The organism is Vibrio sp. TRT 2004, from assembly GCF_050113735.1.
GTDB lineage: Bacteria > Pseudomonadota > Gammaproteobacteria > Enterobacterales > Vibrionaceae > Vibrio.
Genome location: NZ_JBNJOH010000064.1, coordinates 1 through 19,181 on the forward strand (window position 1 = coordinate 1; position 19,181 = coordinate 19,181).

Genomic DNA, 19,181 nt, shown 5'->3' on the forward strand with positions numbered 1-19,181 from the left:
TCGCTTCTCGCTTCTCGCTTCTCGCTTCTCGCTTCTCGCTTCTCGCTTCTCGCTTCTCGCTTCTCGCTTCTCGCTACAACATATCTACCGCTTTCGCTACAGCTGCAACGAGTCTCTCGACATCTTCAACTGTGTTGTAGGCGGCAAAAGAAGCGCGAATGGTGCCTTTAACTCCGAGGGCATCCATAAGCGGATGAGCACAGTGATTACCTGCTCTTACCGCGATAGCTTGCTGATCGAGTAGAGTGGCAACGTCTTGATGGTGGACTCCCTCGATAATAAACGAGATCACCGATGAATGGTCTTGGTAGCCGAGGATACGGACATCATCAAGTTGTTGTAACCCTGATTTAGCCAGAGTCACTAAGTGATGAATATGCCCCTCAAGTTTTTGATGATCTAATCCTTGATACCAATCGATGGCGGTGGACAGTGCGATCGCACCTGCTACATTAGGCGTGCCAGCTTCAAATTTACCTGGTAGTTCGCTAAATGTCGTACCTTCAAAAGAGACACGTTCAACCATTTTTCCGCCACCATGCCAAGGTGGCATCGCCTCTAACAGAGCCTGCTTTCCAAATAGCACTCCGATCCCTGCTGGTGCATAGAGCTTATGACCAGAGAAAACGTAAAAGTCGGCACCCAGTTTTGACACATCGACAGACTCATGGACAATTCCCTGAGCACCATCAACCACCACCACAGCTCCTGCTGTGTGAGAGCGCGTGATGATCTCTTCGATTGGTTGTCGAGTCCCTGTTACGTTGGTGATATGAGCCACAGCGACGATTTTGCTCTTAGCGCTTAGCAAAGAATCAAATGCGGAGAGATCCAGTTGACACTGTGCTGTCATGGGAATTTTAACGACTTTGGCGCCAGTCTGTTGTGCCACGATTTGCCAAGGTACTATGTTGGCGTGATGTTCCATCTCACCAACCAGTATTTCATCACCAGGCTTGAGTGTGCTTCGCGCATAAGTTTGAGCGATGAGATTGAGCGCTTCAGTTGCCCCACGAGTCCAGATTATCTCTTTACTGGAGTTCGCTCCGATAAAGCGGGCCACTGTTTCACGAGCACTCTCAAATTGGCTGGTGGCTTGAGCGGTCAAGCTGTGGCTGCCGCGGTGAACGTTGGCATTTTGCTGGCTGTAATAGTGAGAGATGGCGTCTATGACACATTGAGGTTTTTGTGTAGTCGCTGCACTATCTAGATAAACCAGCCTTTGTTGATTGATCTGCTGCTTCAGTGCAGGAAACTGCGCCGCGATTTGCTGGACATCAAACATTACTCTTCACCTAGATTGTGGTACTGCAAGGTAGGCATAGTGACCATTGGTTCTGCGACACTCCATGCGTGTGCTTTACCTGAGAGATTTATGATTACTTCCATCGCGAACTCAAGTGCGGTCCCCGGTCCTTGGCTGGTTAAAAGGTTATGATTGGTATCGTAAGTCACGCGCTTTACACGCCAGTTTTGAGCGGGGATGTGGCTTTCAAAACTAGGGTGGCAAGTCATCAGTGCGTCGGGATAAAGACCATGGTGAGCAAGGACTAAAGCGGGTGCAGCACAAATCGCAGCGACGAGCTTGCCTTCGTACATTTGTTGTCGAACGATTTCAACCAGCACCGTACTGTCACGGAATGTTTCTGCGCCTTGCACTCCGCCTGGCAGGATCACCGCATCAAATTCATCGTCAGCGATATCAACCAACTTGCAATCAGCGGTCAGCGTTACTCCTCGTGATGCTTTCATGGTTAACTGACCATCGAAATCTGCACTCGCAACAATGGTTTCATAGCCAGCCCTGACCATCGTATCGATGATGGTAACGGCTTCCATTTCTTCTGTGCCGGGTGCGATAGGGACGAGGACTTTCTTTGTCATTATTGATTCCAACTTTGTTCTATGTTTTTGATTTCGTCATAGAGAGTACGATTTACTGGTGTAGGGATACCATGACACTGTGCCCTTTCGAGCAAGTATCCTGTGATAAAGTCTATCTCGCTTTGGCGTTTATGAACAATATCCTGATTCATCGACGATAAGTTATTTGCCGTCGCTTGTATCACTTTGAGAACGTTGGCTGCAACTTCCTCTTTGGTGGTTTCTACCCCTTCTGCCGACATGACTTGGGCGACTTCTTCCACCACTGCATCTATGGTTAGTGCAAACTGCGGGTCAGCAAGTCTCCCATTTGGAACTTGATTTATCGCCGATAGGGGATTGATGGCACAGTTAATCGCCAATTTGTTCCACAATGCGCTAAGAATATTTGGATTCCATCTGACTTCCGGCAAGCTGTGTTGAAGCACTTCGGCGAGGAATTCGCAGCGTTTGCCTGCGATATTATATCCGCCTATTTGGGTATTGCCGTGGCCAGTATGGCGGACAGTGCCGTGACTATCTCGAAGCGCACCGTGAGTCGTTGTGGCGATAAGCAGTGGGTTATTTGGCAGCAAGGTCAATATTTTCTCTGCGGTTCCCATCCCGTTGTGCATGAGTACGATCATGGCCTCTCCGGCAATGTGTTGCGCCAAGGAGGCTAAACTCTTTGCTACTTGAGGTGCTTTAAGTGTCACCAGTATGAGATCAGCATTGCTTAGTGAGTCGATGACGTTGTTAGCAAAACGAACGGGAGAATTCTGTTCGAGTTGAATAGACAGCGTTGGGGTCGTTTGTCTGGACCAAACGGAGACCGAGTGTCCGGCGGTATGCAAATGAGACGTCCAAAGAGAGCCAATTGCGCCGGGGCCGAGAACTACAATATTCATCTGTTCGCAAGTTGGTGGGTTTGGCAAAAAGGATAAGGCTATACAGAGAGAAAGCAAATAAAAATGGCACCCTAAGGTGCCATTTATGATTCTTTTACTTATGAGTTCAATTAGAACTTGTAAGTAACTGCTAGGTAGTGACCTACACCTGACGATTCTGCTTTCTGACTTGAGTTCCAAGGAAGACCTTCGTTGTCTGCAAAACCGTAAACATCATTGTATAGTTTTAGACCGTAACCAACCGCAAAGCGGTCAGAGTGCCAGTAGATACCGTTAAACATACCACCACCAGTACTTGATGTAGCGTATTTTTTGTCTGTATCCATACCAAACTGGAAATCGATGTAACCTTGGTAAGAGATGAATGATCCGTTCTCAAAGAAGTAGAAAGGTTTAAACCAGTTAGTCGAGATTTGGTAACCGTTCCAGTCTTTCTTGTTTGAATCGTATGTACCGTATAGGTTCAAGCCTACTTTACCAAACCAAGGCAGTTCTACATCAGAACCTAGACCGATTTTTTGTGTGTTAACACCTGGGCTACCATCAATGCAACCAGTTGCATTGCAGTTGGTTGCGCCGCCGCCACCCCATTCCATGATAGAAGCTACGTAAAGCTCTTTTACAGGACCAAATGATAGGTCTTTGCCTGTTAGGCCATCTAAAGACATACGAGGTGCAAACTTCATAAAGATTTTTTCTGATTTCGCTTTATCGCTACCAGATTCAGAAGTCAGGTTGAAAACATCAACATAGCCGTAAAGGTCGAAGATGCCTGAACGGCCACCAAATTCCATCTCTAGGTAATCGTGAGTTGATTCAGATACACCTTTTTCATTGAATGCACCCATTAGGTTGAACTGCATCCATTTGTAGTCGTTTTTGTGAATGTCGCCGTCTGAATAGTCAGCAGCCATTGCAGGTGCAGACATGGCTGCTACAACACCTAGAGCTAAAAGTGATTTACGCATAGTGGGAACTCTCTATGTTTGTTAATTTCAATATTCGTTCGATATTTACTTAGTTGCACAATCTTAGCTGTGCTTTATGGATGTGAATAATATCGATAAAAATCTCAAAAACCATGTGCAACCGATGTAAAAAAACATAAAACAGGTGATCTACATCTCATTGGCAAGCAAAAAATAACGTTCCAATGGAACTTTCATCCCGTTGCACAAAAAGTGAAACAGGTATCGATTACGCAAGCGTTTACTCTAAATTTAATGTCTATCAACTATTCAACACATTCGGTTAATGATCGCTTTTGCGACCTGTAACGTAACTGTTAATAAAATGGTTGGGAGTGATTTTATATGGCCGAAGTAATGCTTTTCCCTCTAAGTTCAATAGTTCTCCCTGAGGGAAAAATGCGACTAAGAATTTTTGAGTCGAGATATAAACGTTTAGTCTCTCAAGCGATGCGTGCGGATGGCACTTTTGGCATCTGTATGTTTGAAAAGGCGAAAGAGTCTGGTGAAAATGAGCTATCTAAGATTGGGACGCTGGCACAAATCGTCGATTTTGAAGTGCTAGACGCGGGTCTGTTAGGAATCACAGTGACAGGATTAGAAAGATTCGAGATAGATCAGGTGCGTGTTGAATATGATGGTCTTCGCTATGCGAAAGTGACTAAGCTACCCAACTGGCAAGTTGAACAGCTTAGTATCGAGACGGAGTCTGTCGCTCAGCATCTCGCGCAGGTTTATGAGCGTTTCCCCGAAGTGAGCAACTTGTATGACCAAAAGTTTCTGGATGATGCAAGCTGGGTTAGTCAAAGATGGCTTGAGATATTGCCGCTGTCCAAAGGCCAGTTTGATCATCTTGCTGCTGCGCGTGATTGCCGTGAGGCGATACAGTTTTTAAATAAAGCGCTCTTTAGCCAATAGCTCAATGATCTTTCCATGAATTGAAGCGTATATACTGTCTAAGGGCACCGTTTAAGGATATCGAAATGGCCAATTCAGATAGCCAAGCTTTCACCAAAGCAGATTGGGCTGAGTGTATGGAAAAAGTGAAACAGCAGGACAAACATGCGTTTGCATTGGTTTTTAGTCATTTTTCTCCACGTCTCAAGCAATTTGCATTTAGGCATATGGGCAATGAGCAGATTGCCGTAGAAGTCGTTCAAGAAGCGATGACAACCGTATGGCAAAAAAGCGCGTTATTTGATAGCAGTAAGAGTTCGCTTTCTACATGGATTTTTACGATAGCGCGTAACCTTTGTTTTGACATTTTGCGTAAACAGAAAGGTAGGGATGCGCATATACATTCTGAGGACCTTTGGCCTAATGATTATTGTCCGCCAGATATGGTGGAACATTATTCTCCTGAGGCCGAACTACTTAAACAACAGGTGGTTAAATATTTGGATTTGCTGCCGGAATCGCAACGCAAAGTCGTACAGGCAGTTTACTTGGAAGAGTTACCGCATCAGCAAGTCGCAGAGATGTTTGATATTCCCCTTGGAACGGTTAAGTCACGGTTGCGCTTAGCAGTAGAGAAACTTCGAATTTCGATAGAGGCAGATACACTATGAGTTACCATCCAAATGAATCCGTTTTGCAAGCATACGCTCAAGGCACGTTGGATGATGTGAGCGCTTTTACGATAGCCACCCACATCGAAAGTTGTCCACGCTGTCGAAGCCAAGTTAACGGGTTTGAACAGCTATACGGCGAAGAGCTAATGGCGAGCGATATTAGCGTCAAAGATGACTTCGATGCTATGTTCGACAAAATTGTCGCTCTTGAGCAAAACAGTGACCCTATGAGGCTTCCTCGCATGCCGACGTTTGTTGAAGTGAATGGCAAGTCTTTTCGTCTTCCTCTGTCGCTATCGCGTTTTAGAGACCGGATCAGTGATTGGAAGAGCTATGGAGGCAAGGTATTTAGCGCGGCAATAGACATCTCGCCAGATGCTAGAATTAACCTGATGTACATTAGCGAAAATGTGGCTATTCCCCAGCACACTCATAAAGGCACGGAGTCGACCTTGGTTCTTCACGGTAGCTTTAGCGATGAAGATGGGCACTATGGAGTGGGGGACTTCTTGTTCAAAGATGGAACAGTAAAACACAGCCCATACACTAAACAGGGTGAAGATTGTTTGTGTTTGACTGTACTCACACAGCCGATGATATTCACTCAAGGTGTCGCCAGAGTATTCAACTTATTTGGTAAGGGGCTTTATCCCTAGTCAGAAAATTGATGCGAGAAAAAAGGCTTGGTGAGAAACCAAGCCTTTATTTCTATTGTTGTGCTGTGTCCTGTTGATCTGCCTGTTGAGAATCTCTCTGCTGAGCTCTGTTTAACATATCCGTGAAATAATGGCGCAACGAATAGAGCATAATCAAACTCGGTATTACCATCAGTGCCGTCAGGACGAAGAAGGTTGACCAGTCGTTGAGGTAGTCAACCAGTTCTCCCGAGAAAGAGGCGAGTGTTGTTCTACCGAAGTTGCCTAAAGAGGCGAGTAAAGCGTACTGAGTAGCAGAGAACGCTTGACCTGTGACCACTGTCAAGAATGACACAAAGGCAACGGTTGAGAATGCAGAAGTGAAGTTATCGACAACCAAAGTGGCTAAGAATAATTGTTCGCTCGGCCCAACTTTTGCTATCCAAGCAAACATGAGGTTACTTGATGCCATGGCAATACCACCGATCATTAAGCCACGTACGATACCGAACTTCACGTTAACCATACTGCCGATCAAGGTGAACACAATTGTGAGCCCCCAACCAATCAGTTTTGAATAGTAACCAATCTGCTCGTTAGTAAAGCCTACTTCTTTATAGAAGGTAATCGACATTCGACCTAAGAAAGCTTCTCCAATCTTAAAGAGGAAAACAAACAGTAGTAGGGTGATTGCGACTCTAAATCCGTTACTTCTGAAGAAATCGAGGAAAGGTTCAACGACAGTGACCGTGATCCACGCGACGATACGGTTACCAACGACTTTGCTGTGACGTTGTTCGGCTTGTGCTTGCAACGCGTCACGTTGAGTTTTGGGCTCACCAACTAAGAGCGTGAAAATCATTAGTAGGACGACAATCGCCGCCATTCCATAGTAAACCCCATTCCAGCCAATAGAGTCAGCGTTGATAAAAGCTAAGTAACCTGGCACCGAATAGCCCGTCCACCAACCGATAACCGCCATCGCTGACGCTTGTGGCAATTTAGAGGGCTCTGATTTAGGGAATGTATCGATACGAAAGGCATCAATGGCGATGTCCTGAGTTGCCGACGAGATAGCGATACCCAGAGCAAGCATTGAAGTGAGCATTAGGTTTTGTGATGGGTCGACACCGGCTATTAATAGGGTACAAACTAGCACAATTGACTGACAAACAAAGACCCAACTTCTTCGTTGTCCGAGCATTGCATGTAGAAGAGGAATACGGACTCGGTCAACGAGTGGTGCCCACAGGAAATTAATGGCGTAAACGGCAAATACGCTGCCAAAGTAGCCTATTGCTGCACGTGTGAGTCCGGCGTCTTTTAACCAACCTGACATATTAGAACCGATCAGAACCCAAGGAAATCCGCTCGAACAGCCAAGCATAAATACCCACATTAGGCGCTTGTCCATATAACTGCGAATCGTCTCTAGCCAAGACATAGAAGGAGAGTCTGAAGACATACACAAATCCTTGTTTGAGCGTTTGGTCAGCAAGAAAACAGAAGGCTCTAACAAAGTAGAGCCTAATATAATTATTTGATGAGTGTGGCTTTGGTGATAATGATGGGTTCTACTGGTACATCGCGGTAGCGCCCTTTGGTTGTAGTGGGCTTGCTCGCCATAGTTTGGATCACGTCAAAGCCTTGTGTCACTTTGCCAAATACAGCGTAACCAGGTGGGCGTTGATCATAATCCAAGAAACCATTGTCTTTATAATTGATAAAAAACTGTCGAGTCGCTGAATCCGGGTTATTAGTACGTGCCATGGCAATGGTCGCACTATCATTTTTAAGCCCGTTATACGCTTCGTTTTTGATAGGAGCGTATGTCGGTAGGGGGTTCATATTCTCATCAAAACCTCCTCCCTGAGCCATAAAGCCAGGAATGACTCGATGGAACTGAGAACCGACGTAGCTGCCATCGTTGACATACTTAATAAAGTTAGCAACGGTAATCGGTGCTTTGTTTTCATTTAGCTCGACTGTAAAAGAGCCTAGGTTTGTTTCAAACTCTACCTTCGGACCCGCTAGCGCAAGTGAACTGACTAATGCGAGTGAGGCAAATGCCATTTTCAACATTAGAAACGCTCCTGCATGTAATTCTGAAGTTCACGGTCGTTGGCCACTTCTTGAAGAACTAAGTTGATGACGTCATTAAGAACAACTTCAATTTCTTCGTTAGAAGCACTGAGCGCCCCGGTGCGCTTCGCTGTACCAGTGTAGGTCTTAACCAGTTTACCTTGTGGCGTTTCAGCCGTGATTTCAATGACTACCTTACCATCCATCTGGTTTTCCATCACAGTGTGCTGAACGGACACTAAGGCTTCTTGAACTTCGACTTCAATTGAGTTTTCACTATTGACGGTAGTGCGGAAACCTTGTGACTGGAACTGCTCCAATAGCGCATTTTCAATTGAGATACGTACGTTTTGTTTAGAATGAATCGGTTCAATATTTGAACGACCGCTATCGACAAGAGCAACGTATTGTGCAGAACGCACGTCTTTACTGGTTAGCGTAAATGCCGCATCTTGAACAAGATCGCTGTTGCTAAGGACAGCCTTAGGCATAAAATTAATTTGCTCTTGCTGCGGAGCTGAACACGCAGTAAGTAGTGCCATTGACGCGACTAGAACCAGTTTTCTCATTGTAATTTCCTTTCTTTGTAACTCTGCGAGCTTATACAAACGTAAACAGATAATAGAGGACTATTTAGTCGCTTGTAAAATAACAAATTTCTTATTGGCAGCGACCACTTTGACGTTTGACTTACCAAATAGCCTAGATAGCTTTCCATCGTAGCCGAGGTGACGGTTACCGATAACTAATAATTGCCCACCAACAGTAAGAATTTGCTTTGCATCACAGAACATCTGCCATGCAATATGATCGGTGATAGCTTGCTGCTGATGAAATGGGGGATTACACATGACCATATCCACATCGCTCGCCGTCATTCCATCTAAACAGTTATTCGCAACGCACTCTATTTCTCTATCACTACCAAGATTGGTTAGGAGGTTGTGTCGAGCCGACTCGACCGCCATAAAGCTCTCATCAACACAGGTTAATTTAATTTGTGGGTTTAGTTGTCCCATTTTTACGGAAAGGACACCGTTACCGCAACCTAGATCGACCACATGTTTAAGATTTTGGTTTGTTGGTAAATGCTCAAGCATAAAGCGAGCGCCCAAATCTAAGCTTTCTCCTGAATAGACATTTGGCAGATTGTTTAGCGTAATGTTCTCTTTTTCTACTGACCATTGAGTATTGGCAGAGACTTGGGTGGCATTAGCACTATTTGCTGAACTAAAGACTAGACGGTGTTTTTTCCAAGCAAGTGAGGTTTTTGTTTCACCCAGATGTTTTTCAAAAAGCTTAAGTGTCGAGGAGTGGATCTCTTTTGCTTTGTTGACCGCAATAACAGGAATTGTCTCGTTCAGTGTTTGACGCAACTGACTGAGTTGCCAAATTAGGTGCCTATTGCTTTTGGGTAACTGAAGCAAAACCAAATCTACATCGGCTGGTACTTCATCCATAGTTGTTATGAAGTCGACGCTAGGGCACTGATTGTGTTGTATGTTTGCAAGAGTACCTTGCTGAGAAATAAACGAGTCACTCATCATAGTGATACGATGTTTGTCACTAAACCAGCAACTGAGTGCTCCAAAGTTGTCGTTGACGATTAAGATATGCTGGTTGGGCTCGAGTCCCATATCTTCAACATGGTTGATTAGGTATTCGTCTCCCGCATCCCATGCCTGAAGAGTTTCGTTGTTTCTCTTTGGGTATCGGAATAAAGAAAGGGTTCGCTCATGCAGTGAAAGCTCAGTAATCATAATAGCAACGCAAGGTTATCGGTCATTGGGGGAATTGTCGCAAAACGCTGCGGTTGTGAAAACTAAAACCTTTAGCTTTCCGCTTAAGGCGACTATTATCTAGCCCATTATGTTGTTTAGTCTGATGGTAAAGTGCAATGCTGCAGGAAATAATAGAAAGCAAACTTACAGATACATTTGAACCTAGCTACCTAAGTGTTGTGAACGAGAGCTATATGCACAATGTGCCAGCCGGTTCAGAAAGCCACTTTAAAGTGGTGATTGTGAGTGAGAAGTTTGAGGGATTAAGGCTGATTGCTCGCCATCGACAAGTGAACCAAACACTGGCTGAGGAACTGGCAAACCACATACATGCGTTATCGATGCACACCTACACAGAGCACGAATGGCAGCAACACAATCAAATCGCGCCGGACAGTCCTATGTGTATGGGTGGTGACAAATAACTGCTGAAAAAGGGTAGCATGGCTGCCCTTTTTAGTTAGTCCCAAAGAGGTATTGTTAACAACATAGAAACAAATAAATACAGTGGTTAGTTTTAAATAAGAATGTTTCACGATGTGAATATGTAGTGCCATTACTCTTTTTATGGCTATTTCTGTTTGTGCGATGGCTCAAACTTATGACTATTCCTTAGCCTTTTAAACTCAATTCCTTCGAAATATGTACCTTATTCCCTGCATTGGTCATGGCATCAACTTCCCAAAAGATGCTAGACTATCGCACCTGATAAATCTCGCCGATTTCTTGTGACGAGATTATTAATAGGATGTTGCGATTTTGGTGTTTAAAACAGCGCCGAAACCGGACACTAGTGTCGTGTCTAAAAGTTACGCAATCAAAGAATCTTTTTCCCGATAAAAGTAGTGCAAGTGCGTATGATTACAATAAAGAAGGGTTTGGACCTGCCTATCGCAGGAACTCCTACCCAGGTGATTAATGATGGTAAGACCATCAAAAAAGTCGCCTTGCTTGGCGAAGAGTACGTCGGCATGCGTCCTACTATGCATGTCCGCGTAGGCGATGAAGTAAAGAAAGCTCAAGTTCTTTTTGAAGATAAGAAGAATCCGGGAGTGAAATTTACTTCACCAGCAGCTGGTAAAGTGATCGAGGTTAACCGTGGCGCTAAGCGTGTACTTCAGTCTGTTGTGATTGAAGTTGCAGGCGAAGAGCAGGTGACATTCGATAAGTTTGAAGCTGACCAACTAGCAGGTCTTGACCGTGAAGCGGTTAAAACTCAGCTTGTTGATTCAGGTCTTTGGACTGCTTTACGTACTCGTCCGTTCAGCAAGGTACCTGCAATCGAATCTTCTACGAAGGCTATTTTCGTAACTGCTATGGATACCAATCCATTGGCGGCTCAGCCTGAGTTGATCATCAATGAACAACAAGAAGCATTTGTTGCTGGTTTAGATGTGCTTTCAACACTGACTGATGGCAAGGTTTACGTATGTAAATCTGGTACAAGTCTTCCTCGTTCTTCTCAATCTAATGTTGAAGAGCATGTATTTGATGGCCCTCACCCAGCTGGTCTGGCTGGCACCCACATGCATTTCCTATACCCAGTAAATGCAGAAAATGTGGCGTGGAGTATCAACTACCAAGACGTTATTGCGTTTGGTAAGTTGTTCCTAACTGGTGAACTTTACACTGACCGTGTTATTTCTCTGGCTGGCCCAGTGGTAAATAACCCTCGTCTAGTTCGTACGTCTATTGGCGCAAGCCTTGAAGACATTACAGATAGCGAGTTAATGCCAGGTGAAGTTCGTGTGATTTCTGGTTCAGTACTTACAGGTACTCATGCAACTGGTCCTCACGCTTACCTTGGTCGTTACCACGTACAGGTTTCTGTATTACGTGAAGGCCGTGAAAAAGAACTGTTCGGTTGGGCTACGCCTGGTAAGAATAAGTTCTCGGTTACTCGCTCGTTCCTAGGTCACATCTTCAAAGGTCAGTTGTTTAATATGACAACGACGACGAATGGTAGTGATCGTTCAATGGTTCCAATTGGCAACTACGAACGCGTAATGCCTCTTGATATGGAGCCAACTCTGCTACTTCGTGATCTTTGTGCAGGTGATACTGACAGTGCTATTGCACTGGGTGCTCTTGAACTAGACGAAGAAGACTTAGCATTGTGTACCTTTGTGTGTCCTGGTAAATACGAGTACGGTGCGTTACTTCGTGAATGCCTAGATATCATTGAGAAGGAAGGGTAATTTTTCATGGGTCTTAAAAAGTTTATTGAAGACATCGAGCATCACTTTGAACCAGGTGGTAAACATGAGAAGTGGTTTGCGCTTTACGAAGCAGCAGCGACTCTGTTCTACACGCCAGGTCTAGTGACGAAAAAAAGCTCGCACGTTCGTGACAGCGTTGACCTAAAACGCATCATGATCATGGTTTGGTTCGCGGTATTCCCAGCAATGTTCTGGGGTATGTACAACGCGGGTGGCCAAGCTATCGCAGCACTAAATCACATGTACGCTGGTGATCAGCTAGCAGCAGTTGTTGCTGGTAACTGGCACTACTGGCTAACGGAAATGCTAGGTGGCACATTGGCCGCTGATGCTGGCGTTGGCAGTAAGATGATTCTTGGTGCAACTTACTTCCTACCTATCTATGCAACGGTATTTATCGTTGGTGGCTTCTGGGAAGTACTGTTCTGTATGGTGCGTAAGCATGAAGTTAACGAAGGTTTCTTTGTTACTTCTATTCTATTTGCACTTATCGTTCCACCAACATTACCTCTATGGCAAGCTGCACTAGGTATTACCTTCGGTGTTGTTGTTGCTAAAGAGATCTTTGGTGGTACAGGTCGTAACTTCCTTAACCCAGCACTTGCTGGCCGTGCGTTCCTGTTCTTCGCCTACCCTGCGCAAATCTCAGGTGACGTAGTATGGACTGCAGCTGATGGCTTCTCCGGTGCAACTGCACTAAGCCAATGGGCACAAGGTGGTAACGGCGCTCTAGTTAATGCAGTAACAGGTGCTCCAATTACTTGGATGGATGCTTTCATCGGTAACATCCCAGGTTCAATTGGTGAAGTATCAACACTAGCACTTATGATCGGTGCAGCGATGATCGTTTACATGAGAATTGCTTCATGGCGCATCATTGCGGGTGTAATGATTGGTATGATTGCAACAGCAACTCTGTTCAATGTAATCGGTTCTGATACTAACCCAATGTTCAACATGCCATGGCACTGGCACCTAGTTCTAGGTGGTTTTGCATTCGGTATGTTCTTTATGGCAACCGACCCAGTATCGGCTTCATTTACTAACAAAGGTAAATGGTGGTACGGCGCATTGATCGGCGCGATGTGTGTAATGATTCGTGTAGTTAACCCTGCATACCCAGAAGGTATGATGCTGGCGATTCTATTTGCGAACTTGTTTGCACCTCTGTTCGACCATGTAGTTATCGAGAAGAACATCAAGCGGAGACAAGCACGCTATGGCAAGTAATAACGACAGCATTAAAAAGACGCTGGGTGTTGTTATCGGGTTGAGCCTTGTTTGTTCAATCATCGTATCAACAGCAGCCGTGGGTCTACGCGACAAGCAAAAAGCTAACGCTGTACTAGATAAGCAAACTAAGATCGTTGAAGTTGCAGGCATTGAAGCGCAAGGTAAAAAAATACCTGAGCTGTTTGCTGAGTTCATCGAGCCGCGCCTAGTTAACTTTGAAACAGGTGAGTTTGTTGATGGCGACGCTGCGACTTACGATCAACGTAAAGCAGCGAAAGATCCAGCAGAGTCGATTAAGCTTTCAGCTCAAGACGACAAAGCTAAGATCTTACGTCGTGCTAACACAGGTGTTGTTTACCTAGTTAAAGATGGCAACGCAGTATCTAAGGTTATTTTACCTGTTCACGGTAACGGCCTGTGGTCAATGATGTATGCATTTGTTGCTGTTGAAACTGACGGTAACACCGTATCAGGTATCACATACTACGAGCAGGGTGAAACTCCTGGACTAGGTGGTGAAGTTGAAAACCCATCTTGGCGTGCTCAATTCGTAGGCAAGAAGTTGTTTGATGACAACCACAAGCCAGCGATTAAAGTGGTTAAAGGTGGTGCACCAGCAGGTTCTGAGCACGGTGTCGATGGCCTATCAGGTGCAACACTAACTAGTAACGGTGTTCAACACACATTTGACTTCTGGTTAGGCGACATGGGCTTTGGTCCATTCCTAGCAAAAGTTCGTGACGGAGGTCTGAACTAATGTCTAGTGCACAAAACATTAAAAAGAGCATTCTAGCGCCTGTATTGGATAACAACCCAATCGCGCTTCAGGTTCTCGGTGTTTGTTCTGCTCTTGCAGTAACAACTAAGCTAGAGACTGCATTTGTTATGACACTAGCGGTAACCTTCGTAACTGCTCTGTCTAACTTCTGTGTATCTCTAATCCGTAACCACATTCCTAACAGCGTACGTATCATCGTTCAGATGGCGATCATCGCATCATTAGTAATCGTGGTAGACCAAGTGCTAAAAGCTTACCTATACGATATCTCTAAACAGCTATCTGTATTCGTAGGTCTGATTATCACTAACTGTATCGTAATGGGTCGTGCTGAAGCATTCGCAATGAAGTCTGCTCCAGTTCCATCACTGATCGATGGTATTGGTAACGGTCTTGGTTACGGTTTCGTTCTTATCACTGTTGGTTTCTTCCGTGAACTGTTTGGCTCTGGCAAACTGTTCGGTATGGAAGTACTTCCTCTAGTGAGCAATGGTGGTTGGTACCAGCCAAACGGTCTGATGCTATTAGCACCATCTGCATTCTTCCTAATCGGCTTTATGATTTGGGCGATTCGTATACTCAAGCCTGAACAAGTAGAAGCGAAGGAGTAAGGACGTCATGGAACATTACATTAGTCTGCTAGTTAAATCGATTTTCATCGAAAACATGGCACTGTCTTTCTTCTTAGGTATGTGTACGTTTCTTGCGGTATCTAAGAAAGTTAAGACCTCATTTGGTCTAGGTGTAGCGGTAGTCGTAGTACTAACCATTGCTGTACCGGTAAACAATCTAGTTTACAACCTAGTACTTAAAGAGAACGCTTTAGTTGAAGGTGTGGATCTTAGCTTCCTTAACTTCATCACCTTTATCGGTGTAATTGCGGCACTCGTACAGATTCTAGAGATGGTTCTAGACCGTTTCTTCCCGCCTCTGTACAACGCGCTTGGCATCTTCCTACCGCTGATCACAGTAAACTGTGCGATCTTCGGTGGTGTATCTTTCATGGTGCAGCGTGACTACAACTTTGCTGAATCTGTTGTTTACGGCTTTGGCTCTGGTGTGGGTTGGATGCTAGCAATCGTTGCGCTTGCAGGTATCCGTGAGAAGATGAAGTATTCGGACGTACCTCCTGGTCTACGTGGTCTAGGTATCACGTTCATCACTGTAGGTCTTATGGCGTTAGGCTTTATGTCTTTCTCTGGTGTTCAACTGTAAGTCGGGTAAACCGCAACAATTAAGGAATAGTCAATGGACATTATTCTTGGTGTCGTGATGTTTACTCTGATCGTACTGGCTCTAGTTCTAGTGATTCTTTTCGCTAAGTCTAAGCTTGTACCAACAGGTGACATTACAATTTCTGTGAACGATGACCCTTCTTTGGCGATCGTTACTCAGCCAGGCGGTAAGCTTCTGGGTGCTCTAGCAGGTGCTGGTGTATTCGTATCTTCTGCTTGTGGTGGCGGTGGCTCATGTGGTCAGTGTCGCGTAAAAATTAAATCAGGCGGTGGTGACATTCTACCAACCGAGCTTGACCATATTACTAAAGGTGAAGCGCGCGAAGGTGAGCGTCTAGCGTGTCAGGTTGCAATGAAAACTGACATGGACATCGAGCTACCTGAAGAGATCTTCGGTGTTAAGAAGTGGGAATGTACAGTTATCTCTAACGATAACAAAGCGACATTCATCAAAGAGCTTAAGCTGCAAATTCCAGATGGCGAATCAGTACCTTTCCGTGCTGGTGGTTACATCCAGATTGAAGCACCTGCTCACCACGTTAAATACGCTGATTACGATATTCCAGAGGAATACCGTGAAGACTGGGACAAATTCAACCTGTTCCGCTACGAGTCTAAGGTAAACGAAGAGACAATTCGTGCTTACTCAATGGCTAACTACCCTGAAGAAGAAGGCATTATTATGCTGAACGTGCGTATCGCTACGCCGCCGCCTAATAATCCTGATGTACCACCAGGTATCATGTCTTCGTTCATCTGGTCTCTAAAAGAAGGCGACAAGTGTACTATTTCTGGTCCATTTGGTGAGTTCTTTGCTAAAGATACAGACAACGAGATGGTCTTCATCGGTGGTGGTGCGGGTATGGCGCCAATGCGTTCACATATCTTCGACCAACTTAAGCGTCTTAAGTCTACTCGTAAGATGTCGTTCTGGTACGGTGCGCGCTCTAAGCGTGAAATGTTCTACGTAGAAGATTTCGATGGCCTACAAGCAGAAAATGACAACTTCGTATGGCACTGTGCTCTGTCTGATCCAATGCCAGAAGATAACTGGGATGGTTACACAGGCTTCATCCACAACGTATTGTACGAAAACTACCTAAGGGATCATGACGCTCCTGAAGATTGTGAATACTACATGTGTGGTCCACCTATGATGAACGCAGCCGTAATCGGTATGCTGAAAGATCTCGGTGTGGAAGATGAAAACATTCTTCTAGATGACTTCGGTGGTTAATCTACCTAAGTAGTTGTAATTTATGGCTGGCTCAATCGAGCCAGCCATTGTTGTTTTAGAGTGGTAATAGTCGATACGTTATATCTCAACGTATGTGCTATTCCCGTTCCTCAATATACAGGAGTCTAACAAGTGAAAAAGTGGCTTGTTGCATTTGCTTCTCTGTTAGTTCTAGCTGGTTGTGAAAAATCAGCTGAGCAGATCCATCTAAGTGGCCCGACGATGGGCACGACATACAATATTAAATACATTTCAGCACAAGGGCAGCCAACACCAGAAGCTCTTCAGAAAGAAATTGATCGTTTGCTTGAAGAAGTTAACGATCAAATGTCGACATACCGCAAAGATTCAGAGTTGAGTCGCTTTAACCAAAGTGAGTCATCGCAGGCATTTGCGGTTTCTCCGCAAACCGCTATCGTTGTGAAAGAAGCGATTCGTCTCAACGGTCTAACTCAAGGCGCTCTTGATGTTACCGTCGGTCCACTAGTTAACCTATGGGGCTTTGGTCCTGAAGGTAGACCAGAAGTTGTGCCTTCAGATGAAGAACTATCTGCGCGCAAAGCGAGAACAGGTATTCAACATCTAAGTGTTGAGGGTAATACCCTATCTAAAGACATTCCTAACCTTTACGTAGATTTGTCTACAATTGCTAAAGGGTGGGGTGTTGATGTTGTGGCTGATTACATCCAGTCTCAAGGCATCCAGAATTACATGGTAGAAGTCGGTGGTGAGATGCGTCTTAAAGGCTTAAACCGCGAAGGTGTGGCTTGGCGTATTGCTATTGAGAAGCCTTCTGTAGAAGAACGTGCGATTCAAGAGATTATTGAACCGGGTGATATGGCAGTTGCGACGTCAGGTGACTACCGCAATTACTTTGAGCGTGATGGTATTCGCTACTCACACATTATCAACCCAGAAACTGGTAAGCCGATCAGTCACAAAGTGGTTTCTGTAACGGTTCTAGATAAATCGTCCATGACCGCAGATGGTCTAGCAACAGGACTGATGGTATTAGGTGAAGAACGAGGAATGGAAGTTGCTGAACAAAACAACATTCCCGTTCTTATGATTGTTAAAACAGAAGATGGTTTTAAAGAGCTTGCCTCTTCAGCTTATAAACCATATACAAACAAATAATAATCCTAGTGAGAATGTCATTATGAGTACATTTTTGATTACATTTGGTGTGTTTATGGCCGTGATTGCAGCGATGTCCATAGGCTATATCATTCAGAAGAAAGTTGTTAAAGGTAGCTGTGGTGGCTTAGGTGCGGTTGGTATCGAAAAGGTATGTAACTGTCCTGAACCATGTGATGCACGTAAGAAGCGTGAAGCACGTGAGGCGGCCCGTCAAGAAAAGCTAGCCGCATGGGAAAAAGACCGCATCGCTTAGTCCCGTCCTGTTAATACAAAACACAAACACCAGTCACTCGACTGGTGTTTTTTTTAACATTTCGTCGGTGAAAATAGTCCGGTTACGTCCCAGCTTCTTCGCCATATATAAGCGATCATCAGCGATCTTAATTTGGTCATGAATGTCCCCAGTGATACTACTTATGCCTATGCTGACAGTAACAAGTATGGTATTTCCATTATGCTCTACTGGGGTTTTCTCGACACGTTGTCTCATGTTTTCAATGCGATTGATGAAATCATCGTATGGCGTGCACGATTGAATACAAAACTCTTCCCCACCAAAACGCACCACGACATCATCAGGAAAATATATCTTCAGGATATTTGCGACTGTTTTAAGAGCAGCATCGCCCCCGTCATGACCATAATTGTCATTGACCTGTTTGAATAGGTCGATATCAATCATTGCAATGTTACGTAGCTGACAACCAGAGCAAGCCTGACTAAAGAGAAATCTTCGATTCCACAACCCTGTGAGAACGTCTTGATTAGCGAGTTTGTGTAACTCATCGGTTGCTTCCTTCATATCAAGCAACTGGTGAACCCGACAGTAAAACTCTTCTTGATTAAATGGCTTGGTGAGAAAGTCATTCGCTCCCGCTTTTAGAAACTGGGCGGTAAGGGTTTTCGATTCGTTGCCAGATAGCTCTATGATGGCGAGTTGGTTCTTATCGTACATCTGGCGCATTTCACGAGTCATGGATATGCCATCTTTAACCGGCATGTCATGATCAGTGATAACAAATGTGATATCGGAACAGCTTTGCAGTTTTTCGAGTGCAACTTGACCGTTTTCCGCCTGCGTGGTGCGAATGTACTGATGTTCGAGCAACTGTGTCACATGGCGTCGGACTGTCGCTGAGTCATCAACAATGAGGGCGTGGTGTTTGCTGTTATTAATAAGCCGTTTAGCTAGAGGAAGTAGGTAGGAGATGGATGCCATGCTGTCTTTCAATATGTAGTCCAGAACCCCCTTTGCAATAAATCGTTCGCGTGCTTGGTCGTTAAAGGTCGCTGTTAATACGATGACTTTTTGCTGGTATGAGAGGACAAGGTCAATAACCTCACCATCTTGGGCATCGGGTAGGCAGTAATCAAGAACAGCGAAGCGAAACTCCTTGTGCCGTTGCAATAACTCTTCGGCCTGTGCAAAAGATTCTGCACAGCAGACATGACAGCCTAAAGTAGTGAGCTGCTGTTTTAAGAAATTTTGGTAAGCGCGACTATCCTCTACAACCAAGACTTTATTGTTCAA

At 44.8% G+C, this 19,181-nt stretch carries 21 protein-coding genes; 12 read left to right on the forward strand and 9 right to left on the reverse strand.

The window, feature by feature from the left end:
* Window positions 1-73: 73 nt before the first annotated feature.
* The 4 genes from csdA to ACQEXR_RS18450 all read right to left on the reverse strand — a co-directional run bounded on the left by csdA (window position 74) and on the right by ACQEXR_RS18450 (window position 3,739).
* Window positions 74-1,285: a cysteine desulfurase CsdA gene (gene csdA, locus ACQEXR_RS18435; RefSeq protein WP_426952262.1), complete on the reverse strand. Its 1,212-nt coding sequence runs from the start codon at window positions 1,283-1,285 to the stop codon at window positions 74-76.
* Window positions 1,285-1,884: a DJ-1 family glyoxalase III gene (locus ACQEXR_RS18440; protein WP_331418440.1), complete on the reverse strand. Its 600-nt coding sequence runs from the start codon at window positions 1,882-1,884 to the stop codon at window positions 1,285-1,287. Before ACQEXR_RS18440 ends, csdA begins: the two co-directional genes overlap by 1 nt.
* On the reverse strand, window positions 1,884-2,771 hold the full coding sequence (panE, locus tag ACQEXR_RS18445) for a 2-dehydropantoate 2-reductase (protein ID WP_426952261.1): 888 nt from the start codon (window positions 2,769-2,771) through the stop codon (window positions 1,884-1,886). Before panE ends, ACQEXR_RS18440 begins: the two co-directional genes overlap by 1 nt.
* Window positions 2,772-2,881: 110 nt before the next feature.
* Window positions 2,882-3,739 carry an outer membrane protein OmpK gene (locus ACQEXR_RS18450; RefSeq protein ID WP_426952260.1) on the reverse strand — a complete coding sequence of 286 codons (858 nt, stop codon included), beginning with the start codon at window positions 3,737-3,739 and terminating at the stop codon, window positions 2,882-2,884.
* A 345-nt stretch (window positions 3,740-4,084) separates the two neighbouring features.
* Between ACQEXR_RS18450 and ACQEXR_RS18455 the strand changes: the two genes are divergently transcribed.
* The 3 genes from ACQEXR_RS18455 to ACQEXR_RS18465 all read left to right on the forward strand — a co-directional run bounded on the left by ACQEXR_RS18455 (window position 4,085) and on the right by ACQEXR_RS18465 (window position 5,966).
* Entirely contained in the window at window positions 4,085-4,657 is a 573-nt protein-coding gene (locus tag ACQEXR_RS18455) for an LON peptidase substrate-binding domain-containing protein (RefSeq protein WP_138973499.1), read from the forward strand.
* A 65-nt stretch (window positions 4,658-4,722) separates the two neighbouring features.
* Window positions 4,723-5,307, forward strand: a complete 585-nt coding sequence (locus ACQEXR_RS18460; protein WP_331416154.1) for a sigma-70 family RNA polymerase sigma factor — start codon at window positions 4,723-4,725, stop codon at window positions 5,305-5,307.
* Complete coding sequence (locus tag ACQEXR_RS18465; RefSeq protein ID WP_426952258.1) at window positions 5,304-5,966, forward strand: ChrR family anti-sigma-E factor; 663 nt, start codon at window positions 5,304-5,306, stop codon at window positions 5,964-5,966. Before ACQEXR_RS18460 ends, ACQEXR_RS18465 begins: the two co-directional genes overlap by 4 nt.
* A gap of 52 nt (window positions 5,967-6,018) precedes the next feature.
* Here ACQEXR_RS18465 and ACQEXR_RS18470 read toward each other — a convergent pair whose 3' ends face one another.
* The 4 genes from ACQEXR_RS18470 to ACQEXR_RS18485 form a co-directional block, all read right to left on the reverse strand.
* Window positions 6,019-7,410, reverse strand: a complete 1,392-nt coding sequence (locus tag ACQEXR_RS18470) for an AmpG family muropeptide MFS transporter (protein ID WP_331416152.1) — start codon at window positions 7,408-7,410, stop codon at window positions 6,019-6,021.
* 71 nt (window positions 7,411-7,481) lie between these two features.
* On the reverse strand, window positions 7,482-8,027 hold the full coding sequence (locus ACQEXR_RS18475; protein ID WP_426952257.1) for a peptidylprolyl isomerase: 546 nt from the start codon (window positions 8,025-8,027) through the stop codon (window positions 7,482-7,484).
* Window positions 8,027-8,596 carry a YajG family lipoprotein gene (locus tag ACQEXR_RS18480; RefSeq protein ID WP_426952255.1) on the reverse strand — a complete coding sequence of 190 codons (570 nt, stop codon included), beginning with the start codon at window positions 8,594-8,596 and terminating at the stop codon, window positions 8,027-8,029. The genes ACQEXR_RS18475 and ACQEXR_RS18480 overlap by 1 nt, the downstream gene beginning before the upstream one ends.
* 60 nt (window positions 8,597-8,656) lie before the next feature.
* Window positions 8,657-9,787, reverse strand: a complete 1,131-nt coding sequence (locus tag ACQEXR_RS18485; protein ID WP_426952254.1) for a methyltransferase — start codon at window positions 9,785-9,787, stop codon at window positions 8,657-8,659.
* 137 nt (window positions 9,788-9,924) lie between these two features.
* Between ACQEXR_RS18485 and bolA the strand changes: the two genes are divergently transcribed.
* The 9 genes from bolA (at window position 9,925) to nqrM (ending at window position 17,903) form a co-directional block, all read left to right on the forward strand.
* The gene (gene bolA, locus ACQEXR_RS18490) at window positions 9,925-10,233 is read left to right on the forward strand and encodes a transcriptional regulator BolA (protein WP_426952252.1); all 309 of its coding nucleotides are present in this window, start codon (window positions 9,925-9,927) and stop codon (window positions 10,231-10,233) included.
* A gap of 432 nt (window positions 10,234-10,665) precedes the next feature.
* On the forward strand, window positions 10,666-12,006 hold the full coding sequence (locus ACQEXR_RS18495; protein WP_426952263.1) for a Na(+)-translocating NADH-quinone reductase subunit A: 1,341 nt from the start codon (window positions 10,666-10,668) through the stop codon (window positions 12,004-12,006).
* 6 nt (window positions 12,007-12,012) lie between these two features.
* The gene (locus ACQEXR_RS18500) at window positions 12,013-13,257 is read left to right on the forward strand and encodes an NADH:ubiquinone reductase (Na(+)-transporting) subunit B (RefSeq protein ID WP_426952251.1); all 1,245 of its coding nucleotides are present in this window, start codon (window positions 12,013-12,015) and stop codon (window positions 13,255-13,257) included.
* Window positions 13,247-14,017 (forward strand): Na(+)-translocating NADH-quinone reductase subunit C, encoded by a 771-nt coding sequence (locus ACQEXR_RS18505; protein WP_426952250.1) that lies wholly within the window; start codon window positions 13,247-13,249, stop codon window positions 14,015-14,017. Before ACQEXR_RS18500 ends, ACQEXR_RS18505 begins: the two co-directional genes overlap by 11 nt.
* A complete protein-coding gene (locus ACQEXR_RS18510; protein ID WP_426952249.1) occupies window positions 14,017-14,649 on the forward strand; it encodes an NADH:ubiquinone reductase (Na(+)-transporting) subunit D in 633 nt (210 codons plus the stop codon). Before ACQEXR_RS18505 ends, ACQEXR_RS18510 begins: the two co-directional genes overlap by 1 nt.
* 7 nt (window positions 14,650-14,656) lie before the next feature.
* Window positions 14,657-15,253 carry an NADH:ubiquinone reductase (Na(+)-transporting) subunit E gene (nqrE, locus tag ACQEXR_RS18515; RefSeq protein ID WP_005436652.1) on the forward strand — a complete coding sequence of 199 codons (597 nt, stop codon included), beginning with the start codon at window positions 14,657-14,659 and terminating at the stop codon, window positions 15,251-15,253.
* A gap of 33 nt (window positions 15,254-15,286) precedes the next feature.
* On the forward strand, window positions 15,287-16,510 hold the full coding sequence (gene nqrF / locus ACQEXR_RS18520) for an NADH:ubiquinone reductase (Na(+)-transporting) subunit F (protein WP_426952248.1): 1,224 nt from the start codon (window positions 15,287-15,289) through the stop codon (window positions 16,508-16,510).
* 132 nt (window positions 16,511-16,642) lie between these two features.
* On the forward strand, window positions 16,643-17,647 hold the full coding sequence (locus tag ACQEXR_RS18525; RefSeq protein WP_427020888.1) for an FAD:protein FMN transferase: 1,005 nt from the start codon (window positions 16,643-16,645) through the stop codon (window positions 17,645-17,647).
* Between the two features lie 22 nt (window positions 17,648-17,669).
* Entirely contained in the window at window positions 17,670-17,903 is a 234-nt protein-coding gene (gene nqrM, locus ACQEXR_RS18530; RefSeq protein WP_138973485.1) for a (Na+)-NQR maturation NqrM, read from the forward strand.
* A 33-nt stretch (window positions 17,904-17,936) separates the two neighbouring features.
* Here nqrM and ACQEXR_RS18535 read toward each other — a convergent pair.
* On the reverse strand, window positions 17,937-19,181 hold a 1,245-nt coding region (locus ACQEXR_RS18535; protein ID WP_427020889.1), incomplete at its 5' end, for a GGDEF domain-containing response regulator.